Annotated in this window: 15 protein-coding genes and 1 pseudogene; 3 read left to right on the top strand and 13 right to left on the bottom strand. The window is 60.9% G+C overall.

From position 1 onward, the window contains the following. Positions 1 to 14: 14 nt before the first annotated feature. The 7 genes from mraZ to ACFO3S_RS14190 all read right to left on the bottom strand — a co-directional run bounded on the left by mraZ (position 15) and on the right by ACFO3S_RS14190 (position 7,022). Positions 15 to 452, bottom strand: coding sequence for a division/cell wall cluster transcriptional repressor MraZ (mraZ, locus tag ACFO3S_RS14220; RefSeq protein WP_378097124.1), 438 nt, complete (start codon positions 450 to 452; stop codon positions 15 to 17). Positions 453 to 580: 128 nt separating this feature from the next. Next, the gene (locus ACFO3S_RS14215) at positions 581 to 1,702 is read right to left on the bottom strand and encodes a DUF4349 domain-containing protein (protein WP_378097121.1); all 1,122 of its coding nucleotides are present in this window, start codon (positions 1,700 to 1,702) and stop codon (positions 581 to 583) included. 125 nt (positions 1,703 to 1,827) lie between these two features. Next, on the bottom strand, positions 1,828 to 3,090 hold the full coding sequence (locus ACFO3S_RS14210; RefSeq protein ID WP_378097118.1) for an adenosylhomocysteinase: 1,263 nt from the start codon (positions 3,088 to 3,090) through the stop codon (positions 1,828 to 1,830). Between the two features lie 24 nt (positions 3,091 to 3,114). Continuing rightward, positions 3,115 to 4,758 carry a bacillithiol biosynthesis cysteine-adding enzyme BshC gene (gene bshC, locus ACFO3S_RS14205; RefSeq protein WP_378097115.1) on the bottom strand — a complete coding sequence of 548 codons (1,644 nt, stop codon included), beginning with the start codon at positions 4,756 to 4,758 and terminating at the stop codon, positions 3,115 to 3,117. Positions 4,759 to 4,955: 197 nt separating this feature from the next. Continuing rightward, positions 4,956 to 5,354, bottom strand: coding sequence for a DUF3397 domain-containing protein (locus ACFO3S_RS14200; RefSeq protein ID WP_378097113.1), 399 nt, complete (start codon positions 5,352 to 5,354; stop codon positions 4,956 to 4,958). Between the two features lie 10 nt (positions 5,355 to 5,364). Beyond that, positions 5,365 to 6,312, bottom strand: a complete 948-nt coding sequence (locus tag ACFO3S_RS14195; protein WP_378097110.1) for a ketopantoate reductase family protein — start codon at positions 6,310 to 6,312, stop codon at positions 5,365 to 5,367. Between the two features lie 68 nt (positions 6,313 to 6,380). After that, a complete protein-coding gene (locus ACFO3S_RS14190; RefSeq protein ID WP_378097107.1) occupies positions 6,381 to 7,022 on the bottom strand; it encodes an RsfA family transcriptional regulator in 642 nt (213 codons plus the stop codon). Positions 7,023 to 7,328: 306 nt separating this feature from the next. Here ACFO3S_RS14190 and ACFO3S_RS14185 point away from each other — a divergent pair, with 306 nt between their 5' ends. After that, complete coding sequence (locus ACFO3S_RS14185) at positions 7,329 to 7,565, top strand: DUF2626 family protein (protein ID WP_378097105.1); 237 nt, start codon at positions 7,329 to 7,331, stop codon at positions 7,563 to 7,565. A gap of 78 nt (positions 7,566 to 7,643) precedes the next feature. Here ACFO3S_RS14185 and ACFO3S_RS14180 read toward each other — a convergent pair whose 3' ends face one another. Further along, the gene (locus tag ACFO3S_RS14180) at positions 7,644 to 8,825 is read right to left on the bottom strand and encodes a class I SAM-dependent methyltransferase (RefSeq protein ID WP_378097102.1); all 1,182 of its coding nucleotides are present in this window, start codon (positions 8,823 to 8,825) and stop codon (positions 7,644 to 7,646) included. Positions 8,826 to 8,903: 78 nt separating this feature from the next. Here ACFO3S_RS14180 and ACFO3S_RS14175 point away from each other — a divergent pair, with 78 nt between their 5' ends. Further along, a complete protein-coding gene (locus ACFO3S_RS14175) occupies positions 8,904 to 9,989 on the top strand; it encodes a coiled-coil domain-containing protein (RefSeq protein WP_378097099.1) in 1,086 nt (361 codons plus the stop codon). A gap of 2 nt (positions 9,990 to 9,991) precedes the next feature. Here ACFO3S_RS14175 and ACFO3S_RS14170 read toward each other — a convergent pair whose 3' ends face one another. Beyond that, positions 9,992 to 11,293 (bottom strand): extracellular solute-binding protein, encoded by a 1,302-nt coding sequence (locus ACFO3S_RS14170; protein ID WP_378097096.1) that lies wholly within the window; start codon positions 11,291 to 11,293, stop codon positions 9,992 to 9,994. A gap of 151 nt (positions 11,294 to 11,444) precedes the next feature. Next, positions 11,445 to 12,776 carry a PhoH family protein gene (locus ACFO3S_RS14165; protein WP_378097093.1) on the bottom strand — a complete coding sequence of 444 codons (1,332 nt, stop codon included), beginning with the start codon at positions 12,774 to 12,776 and terminating at the stop codon, positions 11,445 to 11,447. Between the two features lie 199 nt (positions 12,777 to 12,975). On the opposite strand from ACFO3S_RS14165, the gene ACFO3S_RS14160 reads away from it, so the two are divergent. Next, complete coding sequence (locus tag ACFO3S_RS14160) at positions 12,976 to 13,539, top strand: YhcN/YlaJ family sporulation lipoprotein (RefSeq protein WP_378097091.1); 564 nt, start codon at positions 12,976 to 12,978, stop codon at positions 13,537 to 13,539. A gap of 368 nt (positions 13,540 to 13,907) precedes the next feature. Here ACFO3S_RS14160 and ACFO3S_RS14155 read toward each other — a convergent pair. From ACFO3S_RS14155 to nirB, 3 genes and pseudogenes are all read right to left on the bottom strand, one after another. Continuing rightward, positions 13,908 to 14,213 (bottom strand): annotated as a pseudogene (locus ACFO3S_RS14155) (uroporphyrinogen-III C-methyltransferase); the annotation flags it as partial. Beyond that, a complete protein-coding gene (gene nirD / locus ACFO3S_RS14150; protein ID WP_378097088.1) occupies positions 14,210 to 14,551 on the bottom strand; it encodes a nitrite reductase small subunit NirD in 342 nt (113 codons plus the stop codon). The gene nirD and the pseudogene ACFO3S_RS14155, both read right to left, overlap by 4 nt. Before the next feature lie 32 nt (positions 14,552 to 14,583). Beyond that, the gene (gene nirB, locus ACFO3S_RS14145; RefSeq protein WP_378097085.1) at positions 14,584 to 17,013 is read right to left on the bottom strand and encodes a nitrite reductase large subunit NirB; all 2,430 of its coding nucleotides are present in this window, start codon (positions 17,011 to 17,013) and stop codon (positions 14,584 to 14,586) included. Between the last annotated feature and the right edge of the window lie 83 nt (positions 17,014 to 17,096).

Below are 17,096 nucleotides of genomic sequence, written 5' to 3'. Positions count from 1 at the left end.
AGGTTGTTAACGAATTAGAAATTAAAATCGAAATCGACCAGCTTCTCCGCGATCTCGTTAAACGACTCGGCGGATTGACGGGAATATTCTTCCCACGTCGCCTTATCCCAAATCTCGACTCGGCTCGATACGCCGATCACGGTGCATTCCTTGTCGAGCTTGGCGTACTCTCTCAGATGGCCCGGCACGTTTACCCTGCCCTGTTTGTCCCACTCGCATTCCGAAGCGCCGGAAAACAGCAGCCTGGAGAACGCCCTGGCGTTCGCTGCCATGGAGGGCAGGCTCTTGATCTTCTGTTCCAGCTGGGTCCATTCCTCGCGGGGATAGACGAACAGACAGTTGTCCAGTCCGCGGGTAATAATGAAGTCGGTGCCGAGAGCGTCGCGGAATTTCGCCGGGATGATGATTCTTCCTTTATCGTCGATCGTATGCTGAAATTCCCCCAGAAACATCTGCTCTCCACACCTCCCCCATTCTTCACCACTTTCCACCACTTTGAACCACTTAATGAAGATTATTCGCGACGTAAAATAAAAATCCTGCCCCGTAGGCAGGATTTTATAAAAAATATTTTACGAGATTAACGACTCTCCTCTTCCGGGGACGCCCCCTCCGGCTCGGCCGGCCGTTCGGCAGCCCCGCCTTCTTCCTGCGGCGTCTCTCCGTCTCCGCCGCTTTCGGCTCGCTCGCGGTTCCATTCCTTGCGCTTCGACTCGGCCGCCTGGCGTCTGGCCGCGCTTCGTCCGCGGAAGATCGCATACGCCGGAACGCCGAGCGCCCCGGCGACGATCAGCACCGGAAGCATCGCCGCCAGCACGACGATCAAGCCTTCGCCGAGTTGACGCAGCACGGTTGCGCTGCCGAGCAGCGCATCGGAGATTCGATCGCCGAAGCTCTTCTTCTCCGCCGCCGCCCGGGGCTCCTCGATGCCGTCTGCTTGATACAGCCTCAAATTCACCGTCGAAAAAGCGACGTTCTGATCGAGATAGCGCATTCTTCCTTTAATCTGCTCGATCGTCTCCTGCACTCGAGCCAGCTCGTTGGCGAACTGCACCAGATCGCCGGTTTTCGTCGCCTTGCTTATAAAATCGAGATAGCGGGCCTCGAGCGCCGTCTGCGTCTTCAGCCGGGCTTCGAGATCGACGAACTCCTCCGTGACGTCGCTCCCTTTCACTTCGCGTTCGAACTTCAAATTCTCGATGCTCTGCAGCTTCTCCAGAAACGAGGTGAAGCCCTCGGAGGGCACCTTGATCACGTAAGTCGCCCCGACCTCGTTCGCATTGCGGCTGTCCGAGAACTGCAGCACGTAGGCGCCGCTCAGATGAATCTGATCGAGCAGCTGCTCCTGGGCGACCTGAAAATCATCGACCTTCATCACCAGATCGGCGCGGTAGATGATCTTGCGTCCGTAGCCCGCATTCGCGTCCGCGATCGGACCGACGCCGACGCCGCCCCCGTCGGAAGCCGTCGTCGTCGCCGCGCCGGCATTCTGATGCGCGGACATCGAAGGCGCCGCAGCGATTTCACCCTCCACCGGTTCACTCAGCGCCGGCGCCGCCTGATCCGCCATGGACATCTCCGACTTGGGCGCACCGGAATCGCTCGCCGAGCCGCTGCACGCCGCAAGCCCGGTTGCCAGCAGCATCGCCGCCACAGCCAGCAGCAAACGTCTGTGCCATGTCCCTGCCTGTTTCCCTTTCATTTCGATCTCCCCTTTTCATCCTGTCTAAAGGGATAGACGCGAGCGAAAAGGAAAATGTTGCCGATCCGCCGAAACGGCAAAAAGCCGTTCCGCACTTTCTCGCGGAACGGCGGTCGAGCCGTCTGTCAATGCGCTGTCCAGCTGTCCAGATAAGCCTTCTGCTCGTCGGTCAGCGCGTCGATGCCGATGCCGAGCGATTCCAGCTTCGTCCTGGCCACCCGTTCATCCAGCTCGTACGGGACGTTGATGACTTGGCTGCCGATCTTCTCGTAGTTCTCGTTCACGTAGCGCAGCGAGATCGCCTGCAGCGCGAACGTCATATCCATAATCTCCGCCGGGTGCCCGTCGCCAGCCGCCAGATTGACGAGCCGCCCTTCGGCCAGCACGTAGATTTTGCGCCCGTCCTTCAGCACGTATTCCTCGATGTTGCGGCGAACGACGCGTCTGGAAACCGCCAGCTCGGCCAGCTCCACCAAGTTGACCTCCACGTCGAAGTGACCCGCATTGGACAAAATCGCGCCGTCCTTCATGTTCGCGATATGCTCTCCGCGAATGACGTCCCGATTGCCCGTTACGGTCACGAAGTAATCGCCGACCTTGGCGGCATCCGCCATCGACAGAACCGCAAAGCCGTCCATATACGCTTCAACCGCGCGGATCGCGTCCACTTCGGTGACGACGACGTTCGCGCCAAGTCCTTTGGCCCGCATCGCCACGCCTTTGCCGCACCAGCCGTAGCCGTTCACGACGACCGTCTTGCCGGCCACGACCAGATTGGTCGTCCGGTTGATGCCGTCCCATACCGATTGGCCCGTACCGTAGCGGTTGTCGAACAAATATTTGCAGTAGGCGTCGTTCACGGCGACCATCGGGAAGCGAAGCGACCCTTCCTTCTCCATCGCCTTCAAGCGCAGAATGCCGGTCGTCGTCTCCTCCGCCCCGCCGCGCACCTGGGCGAGCAGATCCTGCCGCTCCGAATGGAGGATCGACACGAGATCCCCGCCGTCGTCGATAATCAGATCAGGCTTCGTCTCCAACGTCTTGATCATCAGCTCTTTGTATTCCTGCGGATCCGGATTGTACTTCGCGTATACCGCGATCCCGTCCTCGACGAGCGCCGCGCACACGTCGTCCTGCGTCGACAGCGGATTGCTGCCCGTAATGACGACTTCGGCGCCTCCGGCTTGCACGACCTTGGCCAAATACGCCGTTTTCGCCTCCAGATGCAGGGAGATCGCCACCCGCAGCCCCTTAAACGGCAGATCGCGCTCGAACTCCTCGCGGATTCGATTCAATACCGGCATATGGGCCTGCACCCAGTCGATCTTCAGTTTGCCTTCCGGCGCAAGCGCGGGATCGCGCACGATGCTTTTCAAAGCGGTCTTCATCTCCCTAACTCCTCCATCGTCCTGTTATTTGATCTCCTGCCAGCCGTCTACGAACCGATGTCCGCCAACCCTCTGAAACGGGACTTCGTCCCATAAAAGCAGCCAGCCCGGACCGTACCGGTTCCAGAAATGCACCGTTCCGTACACCCGCTCCTGCGGCTTTCCGAGCGGAGACAGCGACTGTCTGATCCGGTCCCATTGCCTTAGAGACGATTCGTGCCGCTTGGCGATGGCGTCGACCGATCTCGACTCCAAATACGAGATCTGCTCCAGGATGCGGTCCCGGTTGCCGGACGCCAGCTGGGCCAAGCCCGGCTGCAGGCCGGACACCGTCGCCATGACCGGCTCGTAGAGAACGAGGAACTGCTCCCTGACCCGGCGGAACTGCTCCTCCAGATTCCATTCGTCCTGTCTGGAGAGCCAATCGGCCCGCAGCGTCTCCCAGTCTTCGATCGCTTGTTGAACGGTAATCGAGTATTTATCCAGCAAGCCGGCCACCGCCGGCTCGACGTACGTGAACGATTGGCGCGGCAGCACGATCGGCATCTCCATGCCGAACTCCCGGAAAGCCGGACCGAGAATCGCCCAATACGCGATCTCCGCCGGGCCGAGCACCGTCGCCAGCACCGGGAGCAGATAGTCCTGCATGAGCGGACGGGTGAGCGCGTTCGTGCTCAGCCGATCCGGACGATGAGCCGTCAGCTCCAGCATCTCCTCGCAGGCCAGAGACGCGACTCCCCTCCGGTCGACGAAGCGGCCGCCGTCTTTATGGAGCAGCAGCCGCCCCTGCTCGTGCTGCAAAAATAAGTTCGCGCTGCCCGCTGCGGTCTCCGCCTGCAGCCGGAAGCCTTGCCCGGTCACCAGGCTCTCGCCCGCCTTGAGCGCCGCTTCGAGCTCGTCGTTGCGGGAGATGAGCTCGCGGAACATCGGGCCCTCGAGCGCCCGCAGGTTCGGGTCGTCGGCATCGAGCAGCAGCAGTCCGTGCCGGCCGAACCAGTCGGCGAGCAGGCGGGCGAAGGCGAGACTCAGCGAAGGCGCATCCTCCACATGGCTTTGCAGCCGGTCCAGCACCTGCGGCTTGAATTCGGTATCCGGCAGCTGAGCCGCAAGCTCCTGCAGAGCGGAAGCCCACTGTTCCGCCGAAAGCGGCGTCCGGCTGACCGCCAGCCTCGGCCCTTCCGGGCGCTCGAGCCGCACGCGTCTCACCTCGCCGCCGGGCGACTGTACGTTCACATGATTCGCCTCGTCGAAATCGTGGTCCTCTCCCGCGATCCAAAATACGGGCACGACCGGTCTGGACAGCCGGTGCTCCGCCTCTCGGGCCGCTTGGATGACGGAGAGCGCCTTGTAATAAATAAGGAGCGCGCCTCCGAACAGTCCGGCCTGCTGCCCCCCGACGACGACAAGAGCGCCCCGCTCCAGCTTCTCCAGCGCCTGGTCCGCCTCGGCGCTCGCGGGGAGCTTGCGATGGTAGCTTCTGATCGCTTCGGCCACGCTCCGCCGATCGGCTCTTCGTGCCTCGGAGCCGTCCAGCCGGGCGGCCCGGGCGGCCCAGGCGCTCTCCTGCGCGGGATGGCTTCCGAACAGCTCCAACACTTGCGAATCTTCCAATCTATAACGCTCTGCCAATGATGATCGATTGGATTCGATATAAGATGTAATATTCAACGGGAACTTTCCCCCGATCCGTCGTTGTGCTATCAGAATCGATTGTACACAAGAGCGGTCGGATCGTCAAAAAGATTCGCGAGGACGCAAACAGAACCGACGTCTAGCGATCGTCGGCCCAGCTGGGGAAGCCTTCCTCCGATATGTTGAAGTATACGCCTCTCGGTTCAACCTCGTTCGGGCGCGCAGCGAGCCGCTCAACCTGCCGGGCGAACCGGAAAAAGGATCGCCAGCAGCATCAGGATCACATAGAGGACGGACAAGCCGAAAAAGCTCAGCCTCCACACCGCCCGCAGCAGCTTCCGGACATCGACTTTGCCGCGGGCCCGGTTTTGCGCGCTGCCGATCAGCCCGCCCCCGATCAGCATGACGAGAAGCAGGAAAAACGGTCCGAAGCTCGTGTGCAGCCGGCCGTTCAACAGAGAAGCTACACAGCCGAATAGAAACGCGGTCGTGACGTCCATGGACAGCTGGATCGCGTTCTTCCGTTCGCTTCCTATGAACGTCATGATTACGTAAACCAGAATAAAAGGAATAACCGGCACCGTGGCCAGAAAAGCGTAAGATTGCACCAGTGCGTTCCAGATGGAGCTCATGCGTCACCTCCTATCCGTTGTCGTGCAGCGCCTTGACCAGCGCTGTCGCCATGCGGTTCCATGGCGCGTCCGAATGTTTCGCCGCGGCCATGCGCACGATCATGCCGTTAATCGAGTCGACTTCGGTTTCCTTGCCCGCCTCGACGTCCTGCAGCATGGAGGAGCGATTGTCGGCCGTCGCCTCGCATACTCGCGTCAATGTCTCCCATAAATCCTCCGACTCGCCTTCAAGGCCGTAAGCGCGGAGCACTTCGTACGTTTCCCGAAATAAGGCTTTCGCCAGCTCCAGCCGCTCCGGCGTCTTCGCCAATGCGCCGTTCGGGATGCGCAAGATCGCCGTAAGCGGATTAACGACGGCATTGATCAGCAGCTTGCGCATCATCTCGTTATTCAACTGTTTCGACAGAAAGACGGAAAATCCTGCCTCCGTCAGCATTCGTTCGACAACTTGCAGCGTCTCCGGCCTGACTTCCCCGTCGTCTCCGAGCCGGATGTCGCCGTGCCCGGTATGCCGCACGCTCGCGGCCCCGGTTCTCCAAGCCCCTTCAGTCGTCACCGCGACGGCGATCTGCCTTCCCGGCAGCGCTTTGCGCAGCGCCTCGACATGCCCGATGCCGTTCTGGAACGGAACGATCGTCCCCCCGGGCGGCACCAGCTCGGCCAGCCGCTTCAGAAACCGGTCCGACAGCGCCGTCTGCTTCACTGTCAGCAGAACGATTCCGGCCGTCGGCTCGGCGTCCTCCCACGCGCGCGCGCACGCGGCCGTCCGCCTCTCCGGCAGGCCGTTCCCCGCCTCGATCCTCAAGCCTTCCCCGTTCAGCCTCTCGGCCTGTTCCCGCGTTCTCGTCCACACGACGCACTCCCGTCCCGCCGCATACAGCCTCCCCGCGAGCAAAAGCCCCAGCGAGCCTCCTCCCAGCACGGCCGTTCTGTCCTCCATATTCCCGTTCCTTTCCATTTGTCGGTTCTCTTAAAGATACCAAAGCAAAACCCGCAGGGGTAGCCCTGCGGGTTGGATGGCGGCAGCTATTCGATTCGTTCCAGATTGCCGTTGGCGTCCATTTTGAACTTTGCCCGTTCCTCTTCCGTCTCCTCCGTCAAAAACGCCAGCTTGCGCGCCCGGTCCATAATGCGGATCAGCGCCTTGTAGTCGTCGTTGACGACCTGATAGTCGGTCTGGACTTCGTTCACTTCCTTCGACAGCCGTTCGTTCGTCTCGGTCAGCTCGGCAATCCGTTCGTCCTTTTCCTTCAACTCTTTCTCCAGCTGACGAATTTGCTTGCCCATCTCCTGCACGGTATTCTTCCACTGCCGCAAATATCGAATGATGGACTCGAGCGACAGCGACTCGGCCGACAGCAGCTCCTGTTTGCCGGAATCGGTTTCTTCCGCGGTCAGGCGATCGGCTCCGGAAATAGAAATTCCCTGTTTTTTGAGATAATTTCGTTTCTGGCGCTGCTGTTTGGCCAGTCCGATCGCTTCGCTGTATCTTTTGCGAACGCAGCTATTCCAGCGGAATCCGCATGCCGCTGAAGTACGGGCGATTCGCTGCCCGACTTCCTCGAACGCGGATAGCTGCGTGCTGCCCTCGCGAATGTGGCGCAAAGTCACTTCCGCCAATATCAAGTCGTCATCCGGACTCCATGCGTCTTGTCTCGCAGCCGTCATGGGTGGCCCTTCCCTCCTTAAGCTTCGCATATATTTTGCTGCTTTCTTCATTTCTATGCCCGTAGTAGAATTCATAGAATCTATCGGATACTCCTATTTATATCCACTTTTCCTGTCACTATACCTTTCGAATCGATCCTTAGGTTCGCCTCGAAACGATGCATAACTCGCCATAATGGAGGGAAGGATAAGGCAGCGGCGAAAAAGTTTGCCGATTCGTCACGACTTGTTGGGTTTACACGCCTATGCGGAGCCGTTATAATATGCTTTAGAAATCGTCTTGCGCGTATGAGAGGGGTATTCAAGATGGCACGAATGTTTAGGGTCCTCGGCTTCTGGACGCTGGTAATCGCCTTGATGGCGTTTGCGGGAGACATGTACGAGTTCGCCCTACTGTTCTTCATCCAAACTGCCGTTTTCTTCCTGATCGGTTATTTGAATTTCACCGAGCGGACCTACCTGATGGTATTCTGGGGCTACATGGTTTTAGCCTTTCTCGGATTCACGTACTGGTCCGTATTCGAGATGGGAATTCCCGTCTAATCTCCCCTTCGGAACCGGATACATACGTTACATGACAAGAGGCTGCTTCCCGCCATACGGCGGGGAAGCAGCCTCTTGTCATGTCGACCGGCCGATCGCGAACACTTGAACCTTGAACAGCTCGCTCATGCCGTCGGACAGCAGCAGCTGGCGAATCGCCCGGTTGCGCCGAACGACGGGGTGAAACGGATCCGTGAAGCCGTGCGCCGTCAACCGCTCCAGCAAGCCGGCCTCGACCAGAAACCGTTTCTGCGAGCCGTACCAGATTTGCCGCCCTCCCCGCTTCTCCACGCTTCGCCGAATATGGCTGAAGTTAACGTGCGCGGTGAGGTCCTGCTCCCCCGGCCATTGATACGGATCGTTGTGCGCCCGGTGGCGATAGTAGCAGAGCAGCGTTCCGTCCATCCGGTGAGGGGAGATCAGCTCGGCGGTCTCGTCGCCGTAGTCGATCAGGACGAGCAGCGCCCGGGCGAAGCGGACGGCGATGTCCGCAGCCCAAGCCGCGGCGTCCAGATTCGCTTCGACGGTCTGGCCGTCCAACAGCTCGACCCCTTCCTCGGCGAGCCAATCGGCTAGCCGGACGTCGGTCGGCTCCATCAAGCAGGGAACCAAGCGGCCTTCCGCCGTGCGGGCGACCCCCCATTCGCTCAGCTTCCCGTCCTGCATGACGAGCCGGTGAACGGGAAACGCGTCAAGCAGCTCGTTGGCGACGACGATAACCGGGCGATCGGGCGCGAGCAGCTTCTCCCATTCCGTCTCGTCGGACACCCGAGCCGTTCCGGCCCGAATATGAGCGGCCAGCTCCCGTTCGGCCTCGCGGCGATGGGCGGGATTCCCGTCGACGACGGTGACGGCGAACGCCGGAGCCGCGCCATCCTCCGGCCGGTCCGACGAAGCGGCCCAGGCGTCCAGCATCTGCCGGCTTAGACGCCCCGTCCCCCCGCCCCAATCGAGCACTTCGACCGCCGCGCCGGGTCCGAAACGGGCGAGTGCGGCCTCTCGCAGCCACCCCGCCAACGTTTCTCCCATCACGTCCCCGATAGATGAGCTGGTGTAGAAGTCCCCTTCCCTCCCCACCTTCGGGAAACCTGAACGATAATAGCCGAATTCGGGATGATAGAGGCAGAGCGACATATAATGGTAAAAGGAAATCGCGGACAACGTCGCCCCGTCGGCTGCAATCGCCGGCCGGCCTTCCGCATCGATGGCGGCGGAGACGGCGTCCAGCAAGGGAAAACGGCGAGCTTGAGCCTGTTCCATACGATCCGCACCTTCCCCAAGTGATATCGAAAGTTTATAATAGCATAGGATCGGACGCCGCAGGAAAGGAGTGACCCGATGCGTCGAATGATGACGATAGCGCTCGCGGTTTCGATATTTCTAGCGGGCGTCTCCAGAGGCGGAGCGTTGCTTCCCGTCTATGCCGAGCCCTATCCCGAGGAAACGAGAAAACTGCTAGAGAAAAGCTTGTCGGTCGTCGAGCTGAACCGGGAAATCGAGAGAATATCCGGATTAAAAAACAAGACACAGACGGAGATCGAGCGGAACGAGCGGCTTCTCGCCGAACGAGAGATGGCGATCGCCGTTCAGCGCGAGCGGGCGGGCCGGGTTTTGCGCTCCTATTATATGGGCTACAAGGACTTCTGGCTGTCCGCGCTGCTGAACGCCAATTCCTTGCCCAAGCTGATTCGCGTCTGGGACACGATGGATACGATCCTGCAATCCGATCACCGGACGATGAACGCCTACGCCGAGCAGTACAGCCAACTGAAGGAAGGTTACGACCGGCTGAGGCGGGACAAGGAAGACCTCATCTCCGTCGAAACGGAGCTGATCGCCCAGCGGGACAGAGTGACCGCGCTGCGGGGCGAGCTGGACCGCGAGCTCGCCTCCAGCGACGACGAACAGCTGCTGCGCCGCCTCATGGAGGAGCTTCAGGCGTATTGGCGCAACGTCGGCCTGTTCGAGGTCAAACAGTATTTTAACGCGCTGGCCCGCGCCATGACCCGTCTCCCCGACTATATTCAGAAGACCCCGGGCATCGTGAATACGAGCGGACTGAAGGCGAAGCTGACGTTGTCCGACCGGCAGCTGAACGAATTTCTGCGCTCGGAGGACAGTCGCTTCGACGACTTCTCCTTCCGGTTTGAAGACGGCTTGCTGACGATGGAGGGAGACAACGGCCGTCTGCAGGTGACGATTCAGGGCCGGTACACGATCGAGGAAGAGCCGGAGAACGCCATCCGGTTTCACGTCGACACGCTGATCTTCAACGGGCTGTCCCTGCCCGATACGACGCGGGCCGAGCTGGAAAGAGAGTTCGATCTCGGCTTCTACCCGCAGAAGCTCATTAAATACGTCAAGGCGCGCAGCGTGGAGATGGAGGACGGCGTGCTGACCGTAGATCTGGCGATCGGAGGCTGACTTCAGCCTTCCATCGCCATGCGCCATTCCTCTCCCCACTGCTCCCGCGTCAATTCGCCGCCGGCGAAGCGGCTCCACAGCCGGCCGACCTCGTCGAGCCGCCGAACCGCTTCCGGACCGTACAGCAGCGGAGCCTGATCCGGGAAAGCCTGCCCGGATCTGCCCGCAAGCAGGTCGGCCAGCCTTCGGTCGGCTTCGTACAGCGAGCTGAAAACCGGCAGCTTCCCCTGCTCCTCCAGATTCGACAGCTGAGCCTGCTCGCCCGTCATCTCCGCGATCCAGGCGGCCGCCGCCTCCTCCGCTTCGGTGCGGGAGGAGATCACGAAGCTGCTGCCGCGAGGCCATACGAACGGCAGCTTCCAGCCGCTGTGGTCGATGGCCAGCTCGGGCCGGCCTTCCCCGTCTTCGCCGGGCGGAGCGAGCCGGATCGCCTCCGAGTAAGGCATAACGGCCGCCAGCACTTGGCCCTGGGCCTGCGCCCGAATCGATTCGCGAACATCCCGCTCGAACCGCACGCTCTCCCTGTTTCTCTCCAGCAGCGCCAGCGCCTGCCCACGCTCCGTCCCTTCCCAAGGCTCGCTCTCCTGCGTCCACAGCTCGTCGGTTCGCGTCTGCGCGTAGTTCTCCACCCACGCCAGCAGCGCGAACGGATCGGCGGGGTCGATGGCGAGCCAGGCCGCCCCTCCGCCTTCCTCCGCTCCGGCGCCGGCCGCCGCGGTCTCCCATTGCTCCGGCGTCAGCGGAAGCGAGGCGTCCTCTCCGAGCCAGGCCCGCAGCAGATCCGAGTTCCAAACCAGCACGTGCGGGTCCATATCGCGCGGAACGCCCCACAAATATCCGTTCCACTTCAGCGGTCCGGACAGCGCCTCGAACTGCTCGCCAAGCGCCTTGCCGACGAACGCCGAATCGGCCGGAAACAGATGGCCGGCCGATGCGAACTCCGCCACCCATTCGTTGCGGAACAGCATAACGTCGGCCGCCTCCTCCAGCTCCGAGGCTCGCCGGAATGCGTCGTAGGCCTGCTCGGGGGCGACTCTTCGCAGCTCCGCCTCGATGCCGGGATTTCGGGACTTAAAATCGTCGTTCCGGTCGGACAGAGCGCGGAATTCCGGCTCCTCAAGCGCGACTTCGATCGTCAATCGGGCTACCTCCTCCGCCTGCTCGGGCTCCTCGACGAGGGCCGCCCCGCCCGGCGGAGCGACGACGGGAACCGAGGTGGAAGTCGGAGCATCCGCCCACGGCGACAGCAGCAACACCATGACGCACAGCAGAAGAAACACCAGGGCCAGCTTTCGACGCGCCACAACCTCACCTTTTTCGTCGTATCGTTAAACATCGCTAGCTTCATGATAACAGGCCGCGCGCGGCCTGTCTCCCCTTTTCCGGAAGCGCTTCACCGAAGGCGCGAAAAAAAGCCGTCCCCGCCGACAGGAACGGCACGTTGCGATCGATCGGTTACAGCTTCTCCGTGGCCAACTGGGCCAATCGGGAGCGTTCGCCCTTCTCTAGTGTAATGTGGCCGCTGATTCCTTCTTCCCTGAAGCGCTCCACCAGATAGGTCAAACCGTTGCTCTGCGAATCCAAATAAGGATGGTCGATTTGCTCCGGATCGCCCAGAAGCACGATTTTGCTGTTCTCGCCGACGCGGGAGACGATCGTCTTGACCTCGTGCTTGCTCAAGTTTTGCGCTTCGTCGATGATGATGAACTGTCCGGGAATCGACCGGCCCCGAATATACGTCAGCGCCTCGACCTGAATGCTTCCCATGCCCATCAATATTTTATCGAGGTCTCCGGCTCGCTTCGTGTCGAACAAGTATTCGAGGTTGTCGTAGATCGGCTGCATCCACGGGCGCAGCTTCTCCTCCTTCTCTCCCGGCAAATAGCCGATGTCCTTGCCCATCGGAACGACCGGGCGAGCGATCAGCAGCTTCTTGAACTTATGCTCGTCCTCGACCTTCATCAGCCCGGCCGCCAGCGTTAGCAGCGTCTTGCCCGTTCCGGCGCGTCCTGTCAGCGTGACGAGTGGAATGTCGTCGCTGAGCAGCAGCTCCAGCGCCATGCGCTGCTGGGCGTTGCGGGCGGTGATGCCCCATACTGGGTCGTTGCTCATATGCAGCGGCTCCAGGCGAAGGCCGTCGGGCGTCACTTTGAGAAGCGCGGATTTGGAAGTGCCCATCTCGTCCCGAAGAATGACGAACTCGTTCGGGTGAAGTTTCGTCTTCAGTCCGAGCGATTTGATGCTTAACGACCGCGTCGAATAAAATTCGTCGATGACCGACGGGTGCACCTGCAGCGTAGCGTGGCCGGTATATTGATCCGTCGCCGGGGCGATTCGATCGGAGAGGTAGTCCTGCGCGACGATTCCGAGCACGTCCGCCTTCACGCGCACGAGAACGTCCTTGCTGACGAGGACGACCGGCCGCGGGCCGTCCGTCTCCTGCTCCTCCATATGATAATTCAACGCCACCGCTAAAATCCGGTTATCGTTCGTCATCTCTCCGAACAACTCCTGAACCTTCACGAACCGGCGATGATTCATTTCCACTTTAAGCAAGCCTCCGCCCGGCAGCGGGACGCCCGTATGAAGCGGCCCGTGGGTTCTCATCGCATCCAGCTCCCTGGAGATGTTGCGGGCGTTGCGGCCGATCTCGTCGGCCAGCCTCTTCTTGGAGTCTATCTCTTCCAGAACGACGGAGGGAATAATGACTTCGTTGTCGTCGAATGCGTACAAAGAGAGCGGATCGTGCAGCAGGACGTTCGTATCCAGAACATAGATTTTTCTCATGGACGTTCCCTCCCGATTCGAGCTTATGGGCGTATGCCGAGCCATAGCTCCGTTTTTTCTCCACGGCTTACATAGTGAACGGACGACAGGGAACAATACGAGAAGCAAGCTTTTCCTGCGAACGACCGACTCGACGGAGGCGGAAGCCGACTCCAAGCGGTCGATCCGGGCATCCCTCCAACCAGGGTGGTGAACAACGATGAAATTCAACAGAACGATCGCCGGCCCGGTCGCGGCCCTGCTCGCGATCTTGCTTGCGCTCGGTTCCGCCGGCTGCGGCGGCAACCGGCAGACGAACCCGGGGGCGAACGAAGGCGCGCCTCAGGCTCAAGCTCTGGACGGGACGGCGGACGACATGCAGCGCAACCCGCAGCAGACGGCTGCCCATCTCGAGTCGCTGGCCCGCGGCGTCGAAGGCGTTAAGGATGCCAACTGCGTCGTCTTCGGCAGATACGCGATCGTCGGAATCGACGTCGACGAGAAAATGGAGCGCTCGCAGGTCGGGACGATCAAGTACGCGGTGGCCGAAGCGTTCCGCAAAGATCCGTACGGCATCGACGCGCTGGTTACGGCGGACATCGATATCGGGCAGAGAATACGGGAAATCCACGCAGACGTTCAGAACGGCCGTCCGATCTCCGGATTCGCGGACGAGCTCGCCGATATCGTCGGAAGGCTTATTCCGCAAATCCCCCGCAGCATCATTCCCCCGAGAGAGCCGGAAAATCTGGGCACTCCTCCGGCGGAAAGACCCCAGAAATGACAAAAAGCCCAGTGAAAATTTCACTGGGCTTTCGTCATGGCTGCAGACGCACGGCAGTCCGTGCGTTCGCAGACGGCTTGTTGAAAGATCCGATCGGCCAAAGTAGGTCTCGCGTAGATCACCCGCAGCCCCCCATAACGGTTGTGCTGGCTTCATTATACCATATCCCTATCCGGTTTCCAACGGACTTTCGCCGCCAGTGCCGGTCCCTGCCGGAAGCGCGGCACGAAGACGCGGTGCGTAATCCGGCTGACCCCGACCGCCCGACGAGACCTTCACCCGGCCATCGCCGCAGCTTCGTCGGCCAGCCGTTCGAGCTGCTGCCGCACCTTCACCGTCTCCCCGACGATGACGAGCGACGGATTGACCGCCTCCTCTCCGCCGCGGCCGAAGAGATAAGGATCTCCGCCCTTGAGCCTCACAACGGTTTTCCCCCGCAGCGCATGCTTCGCCAGTTCGTCGTGAATCCGCTCCTGCGTCATCGCGTGGCGCCCGGGCTCCTTGCCGCAATAGACGAGCTGGGCGTCCGCCCTCGCCCAGCCGAGAAGCCGTTCGTCGACGAGGCGATCGTAGACGATGACGTCCGCTTGCCGGATCAGTCCGAGCGCTTTAACGGTGATAAGCTCCGGATCTCCCGGCCCGGCCCCGACGAGATGAACGATCCCGGGCCTCATGCGCCCTTCTCCGCGCCTGACAGCGAATCGATCGTCACATAGATCGCGCCGCTGGAGCGATCGACTTCCACCTCGTACGTCTCCACGCAGCCTTCGTCCGGCTCCTGCACAGCTCCGCTGCGCAGATCGATCCTCCAATCGTGGAGCGGGCAATGAACGACGCCGCCGCACACCATCCCTTCCGACAGCGCCCCGCCTTTGTGCGGGCACCTGTTCTCGACCGCCAGCACTTCCCCGTCCGAGAGACGGAATAGCGCGATCTGCTTGTTCCGTATGTTCAGCGTACGCGAACCTTTCAAGTCGATGTCTCCGATGTTGCCGACAAGAAGCTTGTTCATCCGCCTGCACCTGCCTTAGTCCTCGTAATAAGTTACACCGTTTCAGCTTCCGCCAAAGGCTCGAAGTTTTTGCGCAGCGTTCCGTCCTCGACGATCTGCTTCCACGGATCGGTCGTCAAGTCGAGCGTCCTGCGGATCCGGGCGTACAGCTCCGCGCGAGCCTCCTTGCCTTGCAGCGCGGCTTTCACCGCATCCAGGCCGATCCGTTCCACCCATGTCGACGTCCGTTCGTTCCATTGGGCGTTTTCTCTATAATATTGAAGGAACGCTCCCGCCCATTCGACGACCTCGTCCTCCGTCTTCACGACGCACAGCAGATCCGTCGCGCGCACGTGGACGCCGCCGTTGCCGCCGATGTGCAGCTCCCAGCCTCCGTCTATGGCTACGACGCCGAAGTCCTTGATCGTCGCCTCCGCGCAGTTTCTCGGGCAGCCGGACACCGCCAGCTTCACCTTGGCCGGCGTGTTCAGCCGTTCGAACTCCTTCTCCAGCCGAATGCCCATCGAGATGGAGTCCTGCGTTCCGAACCGGCAGAACGTCGAGCCTACGCAAGTTTTGACCGTCCGGAGCGTTTTTCCGTAGGCGTGGCCCGACGGCATATCCAGCTCCTCCCACATTCTCGGCAGATCCTCTTTCTTCACGCCCAGAAGATCGAGCCGCTGGCCCCCGGTAAATTTCACCATCGGCACGTCGAACTTCTCCGCCACCTCCGCGATTTTTTTCAGCTCCGCCGGAGAGGTGACGCCGCCGTAGATTCTCGGAACGACCGAGAACGTGCCGTCCTTCTGAATGTTGGCGTGGTATCTCTCGTTCGTAATTTTGGACTCCTTCTCGTCCTTATACTCTTCCGGCCACAGCATGCCCAGATAGTAGTTCAGCGCCGGCCGGCATTTTGAGCAGCCTTCGGGCTGGCTCCACTCCAGCACGTTCATGACTTCCTTGATGCTCTTCAGCTTCATCCGGCGGATCTCCGCGACGATCTCGTCTCTGCCCAGCGGCGTGCACCCGCATATGCCTTCCTTGACGTCTACCGCATTCTCGCCCGCATAGATGGCGAGCAGTCCTTCGACTTGCGGCTTGCAGCCGCCGCAGGAGCCCGAAGCTTTCGTGCAAGCTTTAATCTCCCCGACGCTCGCGCACCCTTTATTCAGAATCGCTTCCGCGATCGCCCCCTTGGATACGCCGTTGCAGCCGCAAATAATCTCGTCGTCCGGCAGCTGCTTTAACCGTTCCGTCGGATCGGAACCCGGCTGTCCCGGAGCGATGCCCAGCAGCAGCTCCTTCTCGCGGCCCTTGACCGACTCCCCGTTCTTCATGACGGAGTATAGCTTCGCCCCGTCTCCGGTATCCCCGAACAGCACCGCTCCGATCAGCTTGTCGTCCTGCAGGACGATTTTTTTGTATACGCCGTCGACCTCGTCCTGATAGCGAAGCGCCCGCGAGCCGGCAGGCTCGTCGTAGCGTCCGGCGGAGAAGACGTCCACCCCGGACACCTTCAGCTTCGTCGAGGTGACGGAGCCTTCGTAGCCGGCCGTCTCCGCTCCGGCAAGCCGCTTGGCCAGCACCGCTCCCTGTTCGTACAGCGGGGCGACGAGTCCGTAGGCGATTCCCCGGTGCTCCGCGCACTCTCCGACCGAGTACACGTCCTCCGCGCTCGTCTCCAGCCAGTCGTTGACGACGATTCCCCGATTGACCTCGATCCCGGCCGACTTCGCCAGCTCGACGTTCGGTTTGATGCCGACGGCCATCACGATCAGATCGGCGCTCGCTTCCGTGCCGTCGGAGAACGCCAGCCCCGTCACTCGCTTCCTTCCGAGAACGGCGCTTGAATTTTTGCGAAGCAGGAACTTCATGCCCTGCCGTTCAAGCTCGCTTTGCAGCATTTTCGCCGCCGTTTCGTCCAGCTGTCTTTCCATCAGGTAGCCGTTAATGTGCACGACCGAGACGTCCATGCCGAGATGAAGCAATCCCCGCGCCGCTTCCAGTCCAAGAAGGCCGCCGCCGATGACGATCGCGTTCCTGATCTTCTTCGACGCCTCTATCATCTTCTCGCAATCGCTAATATCCCGGAAGGCGATGACGCCCTCCTTGTCCGCGCCCGGCAGCGGCAGCATAAACGGATTCGATCCGGTCGCCAGAATAAGCTTGTCGTATTCCAGCGCCTCGCCCCGATCCGTCGTCACTTGTTTCTTTTTCGTATCCAGGCTCGTCGCCCGATGTCCCGCAAGCAGGCGAATGCCGTTCTGCTCGTACCAATCCCAGTCGTTCATGACGATCTCCTGCAGAGTCGCGCCTCCGGCCAAAACGGACGACAGCATGATCCGATTATAATTGGGATGCGGCTCTGCCCCGATAATAGTCACCTCGTACGCTTGAGGGGCCAGCTTCAGCAGATGCTCGATCGTCCTCACGCCGGCCATCCCGTTTCCGACAAGCACCAGCTTTTTCCTCGCGTTATTCATCATCATTTCTCCTCTCCCTCCCGAATGCCTGAAACTCAAGCAAAAACGGCTTTGGCGTCCTCTGGACGCAGAATCGCGTTTTT

Origin of the sequence: Cohnella hongkongensis (assembly GCF_042654645.1) — a bacterium.
GTDB lineage: Bacteria > Bacillota > Bacilli > Paenibacillales > Paenibacillaceae > Cohnella > Cohnella hongkongensis.
The sequence above is the reverse complement of the archived record's forward strand: the minus strand, read 5'-3'. Positions and strand labels throughout refer to the sequence as shown.

Excerpts from the sequence above, each read along its gene's own strand:
- mraZ (WP_378097124.1), bottom strand. The coding sequence starts at position 452 with ATGTTTCTGGGGGAATTTCAGCATACGATCGACGATAAAGGAAGAATC.
- ACFO3S_RS14215 (WP_378097121.1), bottom strand. The coding sequence starts at position 1,702 with ATGAAAGGGAAACAGGCAGGGACATGGCACAGACGTTTGCTGCTGGCT.
- ACFO3S_RS14210 (WP_378097118.1), bottom strand. The coding sequence starts at position 3,090 with ATGAAGACCGCTTTGAAAAGCATCGTGCGCGATCCCGCGCTTGCGCCG.
- ACFO3S_RS14200 (WP_378097113.1), bottom strand. The coding sequence starts at position 5,354 with ATGAGCTCCATCTGGAACGCACTGGTGCAATCTTACGCTTTTCTGGCC.
- ACFO3S_RS14195 (WP_378097110.1), bottom strand. The coding sequence starts at position 6,312 with ATGGAAAGGAACGGGAATATGGAGGACAGAACGGCCGTGCTGGGAGGA.
- ACFO3S_RS14190 (WP_378097107.1), bottom strand. The coding sequence starts at position 7,022 with ATGACGGCTGCGAGACAAGACGCATGGAGTCCGGATGACGACTTGATA.
- ACFO3S_RS14185 (WP_378097105.1), top strand. The coding sequence starts at position 7,329 with ATGGCACGAATGTTTAGGGTCCTCGGCTTCTGGACGCTGGTAATCGCC.
- ACFO3S_RS14180 (WP_378097102.1), bottom strand. The coding sequence starts at position 8,825 with ATGGAACAGGCTCAAGCTCGCCGTTTTCCCTTGCTGGACGCCGTCTCC.
- ACFO3S_RS14175 (WP_378097099.1), top strand. The coding sequence starts at position 8,904 with ATGCGTCGAATGATGACGATAGCGCTCGCGGTTTCGATATTTCTAGCG.
- ACFO3S_RS14165 (WP_378097093.1), bottom strand. The coding sequence starts at position 12,776 with ATGAGAAAAATCTATGTTCTGGATACGAACGTCCTGCTGCACGATCCG.
- ACFO3S_RS14160 (WP_378097091.1), top strand. The coding sequence starts at position 12,976 with ATGAAATTCAACAGAACGATCGCCGGCCCGGTCGCGGCCCTGCTCGCG.
- nirD (WP_378097088.1), bottom strand. The coding sequence starts at position 14,551 with ATGAACAAGCTTCTTGTCGGCAACATCGGAGACATCGACTTGAAAGGT.
- nirB (WP_378097085.1), bottom strand. The coding sequence starts at position 17,013 with ATGAATAACGCGAGGAAAAAGCTGGTGCTTGTCGGAAACGGGATGGCC.